Origin of the sequence: Helicobacter sp. CLO-3, from assembly GCF_001854545.1 — a bacterium.
Classification (GTDB): domain Bacteria; phylum Campylobacterota; class Campylobacteria; order Campylobacterales; family Helicobacteraceae; genus Helicobacter_B.
This window is the reverse complement of the sequence record NZ_MLQN01000052.1, coordinates 1-8,258: the sequence shown is the minus strand read 5'-3', so window position 1 is coordinate 8,258 and position 8,258 is coordinate 1. Positions and strand designations below refer to the sequence as shown.

General features: G+C 45.6%; 7 protein-coding genes. 2 read left to right on the top strand and 5 right to left on the bottom strand.

Annotation, left to right across the window (positions count from 1 at the left end):
* Positions 1-381: 381 nt before the first annotated feature.
* The 5 genes from recR to BKN38_RS09650 form a co-directional block, all read right to left on the bottom strand.
* A complete protein-coding gene (recR, locus tag BKN38_RS09670) occupies positions 382-966 on the bottom strand; it encodes a recombination mediator RecR (protein ID WP_066457943.1) in 585 nt (194 codons plus the stop codon).
* Positions 967-1,517: 551 nt separating this feature from the next.
* Positions 1,518-2,039 carry an inorganic diphosphatase gene (gene ppa / locus BKN38_RS09665; RefSeq protein WP_066457945.1) on the bottom strand — a complete coding sequence of 174 codons (522 nt, stop codon included), beginning with the start codon at positions 2,037-2,039 and terminating at the stop codon, positions 1,518-1,520.
* 147 nt (positions 2,040-2,186) lie between these two features.
* The gene (locus tag BKN38_RS09660) at positions 2,187-2,759 is read right to left on the bottom strand and encodes an adenylate kinase (RefSeq protein ID WP_066457947.1); all 573 of its coding nucleotides are present in this window, start codon (positions 2,757-2,759) and stop codon (positions 2,187-2,189) included.
* Positions 2,760-2,797: 38 nt separating this feature from the next.
* The gene (gene aspS, locus BKN38_RS09655) at positions 2,798-4,543 is read right to left on the bottom strand and encodes an aspartate--tRNA ligase (RefSeq protein WP_066457950.1); all 1,746 of its coding nucleotides are present in this window, start codon (positions 4,541-4,543) and stop codon (positions 2,798-2,800) included.
* A 37-nt stretch (positions 4,544-4,580) separates the two neighbouring features.
* Positions 4,581-5,549 (bottom strand): chemotaxis protein, encoded by a 969-nt coding sequence (locus BKN38_RS09650; protein WP_066457959.1) that lies wholly within the window; start codon positions 5,547-5,549, stop codon positions 4,581-4,583.
* A gap of 115 nt (positions 5,550-5,664) precedes the next feature.
* Here BKN38_RS09650 and ligA point away from each other — a divergent pair, with 115 nt between their 5' ends.
* Positions 5,665-7,725: an NAD-dependent DNA ligase LigA gene (ligA, locus tag BKN38_RS09645; protein ID WP_066457954.1), complete on the top strand. Its 2,061-nt coding sequence runs from the start codon at positions 5,665-5,667 to the stop codon at positions 7,723-7,725.
* Positions 7,726-7,827: 102 nt separating this feature from the next.
* On the top strand, positions 7,828-8,258 hold a 431-nt coding region (locus BKN38_RS10795; protein ID WP_143000279.1), incomplete at its 3' end, for a glycosyltransferase family A protein.

Here is an 8,258-nt window from a genome sequence, read left to right as displayed (position 1 = left end):
GAGTAGGTCTAAATAGTCCGGGGCTTCCTGTGTATCAATACTATAAATACGCAAGTGTGGGCGCTAGCTACGCTTTTGTATTCTAGTTTGATTCTGGGCTAGCCTTTTTTGGGCTAGCTTGGGATTTGACAATCTTGCAAGGTTTTTAAACTTTTATCCGCTCAAAATTATTACTTTTTTGGCTCTCTTAAAATAATTGCTTTTGGCTATTGATTCTCTGCGCGCTATCTAGTCGCAATATTCTACCATATCAATTCTAGGCTTCTTTTAGCTGGATTCTGCTCTGCGTGCTTGTGCGCTTGTGCTTTTGGCACAGATAAATACAAAGATTTGATAGCAGATATCAAAAAGAAAAGCTAAAAAACCCAATAAAGTCAAGCACTATAGCTTCACGCGCGAAGTGAGGGCGCGCGAGAGCGAAAGCTGGTCGATATTTTCTAGCCCGATGCCTGTAGGCACACCTTGCGCGATTTTGCTGAAGCTCAAATCAAGCCCCGCCAATCGATCCTCGATAAATAGCATCACCGCGTCATTGGCGAGGCTTGGCGAGAAGGCGAAGATTATCTCGCTGATGCCGCGATCTTTGATGCGCGCTTTTGTCGCGTCGAAGTCTATCTGCTCGAGCTCCTTGCAGAGCACCCAATATTTGCCGCCAAAATCGCCGACTTCTTCAATGGTGAAAATGTCTTTTGGATGCAGCACCACGCATAATTGCGCGTTGTCGCGGCTCTCATCAAGGCAGATCTCGCAAATCTCATTTTCGCTCAGCGCGCCGCAAACGCTGCAAGTGCCGATGTGGTGGATCGAGTTTTCTATGCAGTGCGCGAGCTTTAGCGCTAGGTATTTGTTTTCGATGGCTAGCGTGTATGCGATTTTTTGTGCGCTCTTGCGCCCGATGGTGGGGATCTGCTCGAGTGAGTCTATCAGCGCGCTAAAGCGGGATAAAGAATGTTTGTAACTGCTCATATTGCCTACTTTTGCGTATGATTGGGTAAAGCTGGTTTTGGCTATGGATGCTTGGTTCGTATTTGTGTTTTGCTTGCTTTTTATGTTTTTTTGGCTTTGCTTTGATGTGCTTGCGTTTTGTTTTATTTTGATTTTGTCGCGTTTTGTCGCGCACTAGATTCTGGGCTAGAATCTAGCTTTGGCACCTAAAATCTATGTAAATTTTTAGCAAATTGCAAATCGCCCTTTGAATACTAAGCTTTAGCGCGGATATTTTCAATGTCTTGTCGCTTGGTGATGAGGCTTTGCTATTTAGGCAAAAGGGCACAAAAATCATCCCAAATCCATCGCAAGGAAGCAAGCGCCCATAAATCACGCACCAACATACCTAAACGCACAAGCTAAAAAATAGCTTATATCCCTTAGTCTAGCATAAACTATCGCGAGTTTATTTGCAATACTCTGCGCAAGCCTTGCGCAAAATATCACGAATTTAAGCCAAACTACACAAAGCCGCGAATTTATCAAGAGTCGCAAATCTACCCAAAAGCCGCTGGGCTAGAATCTAGCTTTTAGCCTTTATAGTTTGCGACCGCTTTTTTGAGGATGGATTCTGCTTCGTCTTTGCCGCGGTAGTCTTTGACTTTTACCCATTTGTTTGGCTCTAGCATTTTGTATGTTTCAAAAAAGTTTTTGATGCGATCAAGCGTGATTTTTGGCAGGTCTTCAAGCGTTTTGATATTGTCATATCGCGGGTCTATTTTGCTGATTGGCACAGCGATTAGTTTCTCATCCATGCCACTTTCATCTTCCATGATGAGCACACCTATGAGGCGGCATTTTATCACGCTGCCAGCTTGCAAAGGATACTCGTTTAGCACCAAAATATCCATAGGGTCATCATCATCTGCTAGCGTGTTTGGCACGAAGCCATAGTTTGCTGGGTAAAACATCGCGCTATACATCACGCGATCGACCACCACCGCGCCAGAATCTTTATCCACTTCGTATTTGACGCTAGAGCCATAGGGGATTTCGATTACTACGTTGATTTTTTCTGGGATTTCGCCCACTGCGATTTTTTCTAGATTCATTTTGTCTCCTTTATTTTGGGGTTTGGTTTTGGGTTTGTGTTTGCTTGGATTCTGGCGTGGATTCTGCGCTTAGAATCTTACAAATCCTAGATTCTAGCCCAAACTAAAATCTAAAGCTAGAATCTGTTTAAAGCCAGAATCCGACTCCTAGAGCTTTGATAAAATATGCGCGTTCATATCGCTTACAATTTCTTCTATCGTGCGCTCGCCATTGATTTTGTGTAGCAAGCTAGCTTTGCCATAAAACTCCTCTATCGCGCTTAGCGGGGCGAGATACACGCTCATGCGGTTGTTAAACACCTGCTCATTATCATCCGCACCGCGCGCGCGCCCTAGCACCCTATCGCGCGCGACTTGCTCGCTCACGACCACTTCGATGACGCTTTTTAGCTTCACATCGGCGTGCGCTTTTAGCTCGGCATCTAGCGCCTCCATTTGCTCGACACTGCGCGGATAGCCATCAATCAGTATCACATCTTTTGGCGCATTTTTGATAGCGCCGACAATCGTGCTTACCACGATGTCAAGCGGCACGAGATTGCCTTTGCTTACAAAGCTATCGATGAGTTTGCCGCGCTCGCTGCCGCTTGCCACTTCTTCGCGCAGCAAATCGCCTGTGGAGTAATGCACGATTTTATCCGCGTTGTTTTTGGCGATGATTTGCGCATCAGTGGTTTTGCCGCTGCCGGGCGCTCCGATGATTAAGAAAATTTGCTTCATTTTTGCTCCTTTTTTGGTTTGGTGTTAGAATCTAGATTCTAGTTTTTGGGATTTCTTAGGCGGATATGCAGCTCGCGTAGCTGCTCTTCACCTACGCCACTTGGCGCATCTGTAAGCAGACAGCTGGCTTTTTGCGTTTTGGGAAATGCGATGACATCGCGGATACTCGCACTTTTGGTAGCTAGCATCACAAGCCTATCAAGCCCGATAGCAAAGCCCCCATGCGGCGGCGCGCCAAAGCTTAGCGCCTCTAGCAAAAATCCAAACTTCGCGCGCGCCTCTTCATCGCTTATGCCAAGCAGGCTAAACACTTTTTGCTGGATAGAATCTTTGTGGATTCTAATACTTCCACCGCCAAGCTCCACGCCATTTAGCACGACATCATAGGCGACTGATTTGATGTCCTCGATGTCGCTAGAATCTAGATTTTTAGGCATGGTGAAAGGATGATGAAGTGCGCTCACTCTGCCCTCACTATCGCGCTCAAACATCGGGAAATCCACCACCCACAAAAATTTATACACGCTTTCATCGATGAGTCCCATATCTTGCGCGATTTTTAGCCGTAAGCGCCCCATATAATCCCAGATAGTCTTTTTATCCCCAGCGCCAAAAAATACGATATCGCCCTTTTCAGCGCCCACGCGCGCCAAAAGCTTATCCATATTTTTCTCGACAAATTTTACCAATGGTCCCTTTGCGCCCTCTTCTTTTATCTGGATATATGCCAAGCCTTTCGCGCCAAATTTACGCACAAACTCATCCGCCTCACCCAAAGTTTTGCGCGTGAAAAAATTATCCCCACCTTTGACGCAAAGCGCTTTTATGCGGTTGTTTTTGCTATCTTTTGCGATGCTGGCAAAAATCTCATTGCTAGAATCCAAAAACAAATCCGCCACCTCCACAAGCGGCATCTCAAAGCGCAAATCCGGCTTATCACTCCCAAAAGACTCCATCGCCTCATCATAAGGCATACGCATAAATGGCGTGGCGACTTCTATGCCAACCGCGCCAAAAATATCGCGCAGTAGATTCTCGCACGCGCTCATCACATCATTTTCATCACAAAAGCTCATCTCCACATCAATCTGTGTAAATTCCGGCTGCCTATCCGCGCGCAAATCCTCATCGCGAAAGCATCTAGCAATCTGAAAATATCTATCAAATCCGCCAACCATTAGCAATTGCTTGAAAAGCTGGGGGCTTTGCGGGAGGGCGAAAAACTGCCCATCGTGGATTCTGCTAGGCACTAGATAATCGCGCGCGCCTTCTGGCGTTTGCTTGGTAAGCATGGGTGTCTCTACTTCCAAAAATCCCATTTTTTGCAATGAATTGCGCGCGGCAATAGCGATGTCGCTTCGTTGCTTGAATATTTTATACGATTTTGGCGAGCGCAGGTCAAGATAGCGGTATTTGAGCCTTGCTTCTTCGCTCACACTTTTATCATCGATGATGATAGGCGGTGTGGCGGATTTGTTTTCTATTGTCAGCGAGTCTAGCACGATTTCTATTTTGCCAGTTTTTAGCTTTGGATTCTCAAGCCCTGCGCCGCGCGCGCGCACCTTGCCTTTGGCTACTAGCACAAACTCATCGCGCACGCTTTCAGCGTCTTTGTAAGCGCTAGAGCTCGGATCGCACACGAGCTGCACGATACCGCTAAAATCGCGTAAATCAATAAAAATCACGCCGCCATGATCGCGGTAAGTGTTGCACCAGCCACAAACCTGCACTTCTTTGCCTATAAGCTCCTCTGAAACCTCTGCGCACAAATGTGTTCTAAGCATAAAAACTCCAATAATATGTAAAAATTTGGCTTGAAAATTATTTCAAAAAATATCTCAAATGATCTTGCACCTGCGCTGGATCGGATTTTGAGATAAATCCGTCTGCATGCAGGCTTTTTGCCATTTCTAGGTTAGAATCATTACTCATAGAAGAATTGACAATCACGGGGATATTTTTTGTCTCTGGGTTTTCTTTGATGCGTTTTAGCACTTCAAATCCCGAGACGATAGGCATCTCAAGGTCAGTGATGACGACACCCACTTGGCTTGCCACACCTTCGCTAAAGAGGTGGTTTAGCAGTGATTTTCCATTGTTAAATGATATATATCTCACGCCAAGCTTATCTAGTATCATCTCTAGCGCTTTTGAAGCGGATTTGGAATCTTCTGCCATAAGCACCATTTTATCGCTATTTATCTTGCCAAGCGTGTCTATTTTTAGCTGGCTGTTGAAGGCTTGGTCTGGGAAGGCATCCGCTATCATTTTCTCCACATCTAGAATCTGAATCACAGAGCCATCATCGTATTTTGTCGTAGAAGTTACTTTGCTCTCGCCATCAAAGCCAAACTCGCTTCCTATCGTGATATCTGACCAATTTTTATTGATGATGCGCTTCACGCCTAGAATCTTTAGCCCCACATCTTGATTAGAAAAATTACAAATCACCACGAGGCTTTTGGGTGAGTTTATCGAATAAGGGCGCAAATCTTTTTTGGGATTTTGCGAGTTGTAATAAAGCCAGCGGCGCATATCAATAAGCGGCATAGATTCTCCGCGCACAGTGAGAAATCCCAGCACCAAGCCATCATTTTCGCCGGCTGTCTCGGTAAGATCGCCATCATAGTAGATGATCTCGCGCACTTTAAATACATTTATCGCATAAAGTTGCATACCCATATGCTCGCCGACGAAGTTTTCACTATCTGCATCATCAAGCGTGAAGCATAAAAACTGCACTTCATTGTTGAGATGAAGGCTTGTGGTTTGGTCGATGTCTTTTATCACGCGATTGCTCCTTGTGGATTCTGTATCTTTAGGCGTGGCGTATATAGAATTTGTAGTCTCAAAATTGTATAATTCTACATATTTTTTTTGAAAAAACACTTATAAAAGGAAAAAAATGCTCGCCTCGCACGCCAAATACCTAGAATCTATCAAGACTCTGCGCGAATATGCGTATGCGTATTATACGCTGGATGACCCGCTTGCAAGCGATGAAGAATATGATGCACTCTATCGTGAGATAGTAGAATATGAGCGCGCGCATCCAAATAGCATCGATCCTAGCTCGCCTACGCAAAGAGTGGGCGGAGAGGTGATAGAGGGATTTAGCAAAAGCGCGCATTTGGCGCGGATGTGGAGTCTGGATGATGTGTTTAACATCGGTGAGCTAGAAGAGTGGGTAAATAGAATCCTAAAGGTGCATCCAAGCGCGCGCTTTACTTGCTCGCCAAAGTTTGATGGCGCATCGCTCAATCTAAAATACCAAAATGGCAATCTTATAAGCGCCGCCACTAGAGGCGATGGCAGCGTGGGCGAAGAGGTGCTAGCAAATGCCAAAACTATCGCGTCCATACCGCTGAAAATCCCTAGTCTGAAGTCTGTAGATATCGCGAGGGCTGCGGGGGTGGATTCTAGTGTTTTAGATTCTGGCGCGCAGAATCCAGCGCCAAACGCAGAATCCAAAGTGCTAGAATCCAGCATCATCGAGATCCGCGGCGAAGTGCTTATCACCAAAAATGAGTTTGAGCGCATAAACAACGAGCGCGCGCAAAATGGAGAATCCCTCTTTGCAAACCCCCGCAACGCCGCCGCTGGAAGCCTGCGCCAGCTAGATAGTGCGATAACGGCTAAACGCAAGCTTTTGTTTATCCCTTGGGGCATGGGCGAAGGCGTGGTGGATTCTAGTTTTTTTACTTGCATGAGGCGCATCGCGGCACTTGGATTTTTCCCCACGCCAATGGTTGAGCGCGTCCGCAATGCGCAAGAAATCCACGCTTATTATGAGCGCATACAAACTAAGCGCGATGCGTTCAAAATGATGCTAGATGGCATGGTGGTGATGGTGGATGATTTTGCCATGCAAAAGATGCTAGGCTGGACGATAAAATCCCCACGCTTTGCGTGTGCGTATAAATTCCCAGCGGTGGAGAAAATCACCAAAATACAATCTATCACCAACCAAGTCGGACGCACCGGCGTGATAACGCCAGTCGCAGAGCTAGAGCCGGTGTGGATAGAGGGCGCGAAAGTCTCAAGGGCGAGCCTGCATAACTACAGCGAAATAAAGAAAAAAGACATAAAACTAGGCGATCAAGTCATCATCATCCGCAGCGGCGATGTGATACCAAAAATCATAAAACCCCTAGAATCTAGGCGCGATGGCAGCGAGCGCGAGATCATCCCGCCCACGCATTGCCCGATATGTCATAGCGAGCTTTTGAGAGAAGAGATACTGCTGCGCTGCTGCAACCTGCTATGCGAAGCGCGCATCAAAGAATCGCTCGTGCATTTTGCCTCCAAAAAGGCGCTAAATATGGACGGACTAGGCGAAAAAATCATCTATCAGCTCTATGAAAATGGTGTGATAAAATCAATGACTGATCTCTATGCGCTAAAAGAAAGCGATCTGCTCTCGCTTGAAGGCTTCAAAGAAAAAAAGGCACAAAACATAATCGCTGCCATCCAAAACACTAAAAATATCGAGCTGTGGCGGTTTATAAACGCGCTTGGCATCGAGCATATAGGCGAGGGCGCTAGCAAAAAAATCGCGCTAGAACTAGGCGAGCGCTGCTTCAATGCCAGCTATGAAGATGTGATAAATATAGAGGGCTTTGGCGAGGAGATGGCGCGCTCGTTTTTGGAGTTTGCCCTAGTGAATCGCGAGCTGGTGGAAAATCTCATGCAAATCATCAAGCCGCGTATGCCTGATATGACGAGCGCAGAATCAAGTGGTGGAATCTTTAGCGGCAAAAGTGTCGTGATAACAGGCACGCTAAGCATCTCGCGCGATGAGATGAAAGAGAGGCTAGAAGCGCTTGGCGCGCACATAAGCGGGAGTGTGAGTAAAAAGACAGACTTCGTGCTATGCGGCGAGAATCCGGGCAGTAAATATGACAAAGCAATATCGCTAGGCGTGAAAGTCATCACACAAGAGGAGCTAGAGGGGATGCTTGGGTGATATTGGGTGATTTTGTCAAAAAATTTGTGGAATTGTGGTATTATTGCAGTTTTTATTTATCGCCAAAACATCTTAGCTCAACATTTTTACAAGGAAAATATAATGCAAGTCACAAACCCAAAAGTCGCCATCATCATCCCAATCTACAATGTCGAAAAGTATCTTAGAGAATGTCTAGATTCTGTATGCAATCAGACATATAAAAATATATCAATAATCCTCGTAGATGATGGCAGCACAGATAAAAGTGCTAGTATTGCCAAAGAGTTTTTTGATAAAGATGAAAGAGTGGTGCTTATCACTAAGGCAAATGGCGGTATGTCTAGTGCTAGAAATGCTGGAATAGAATATTTGCTTGGTGGGTTTGAGTATGAATTATTATCACAAACAAAAAATAAAGATGTGGTGGATTCTATAACCCCAACCACCTACATCTCAAAAGCCACTCTAAAACCAAATGCTTTGAGTGCCAATAATATGAATTATAACACTGGCAAAGATATGTTTCCACTGGGTGATGGAGAAGCAGAAAG

What these genes read in the sequence shown, in the direction of transcription:
- ligA (WP_066457954.1), top strand. Translation starts at nt 5,665, where the DNA reads ATGCTCGCCTCGCACGCCAAATACCTAGAATCTATCAAGACTCTGCGC.
- aspS (WP_066457950.1), bottom strand. Translation starts at nt 4,543, where the DNA reads ATGCTTAGAACACATTTGTGCGCAGAGGTTTCAGAGGAGCTTATAGGC.
- ppa (WP_066457945.1), bottom strand. Translation starts at nt 2,039, where the DNA reads ATGAATCTAGAAAAAATCGCAGTGGGCGAAATCCCAGAAAAAATCAAC.
- BKN38_RS09660 (WP_066457947.1), bottom strand. Translation starts at nt 2,759, where the DNA reads ATGAAGCAAATTTTCTTAATCATCGGAGCGCCCGGCAGCGGCAAAACC.
- recR (WP_066457943.1), bottom strand. Translation starts at nt 966, where the DNA reads ATGAGCAGTTACAAACATTCTTTATCCCGCTTTAGCGCGCTGATAGAC.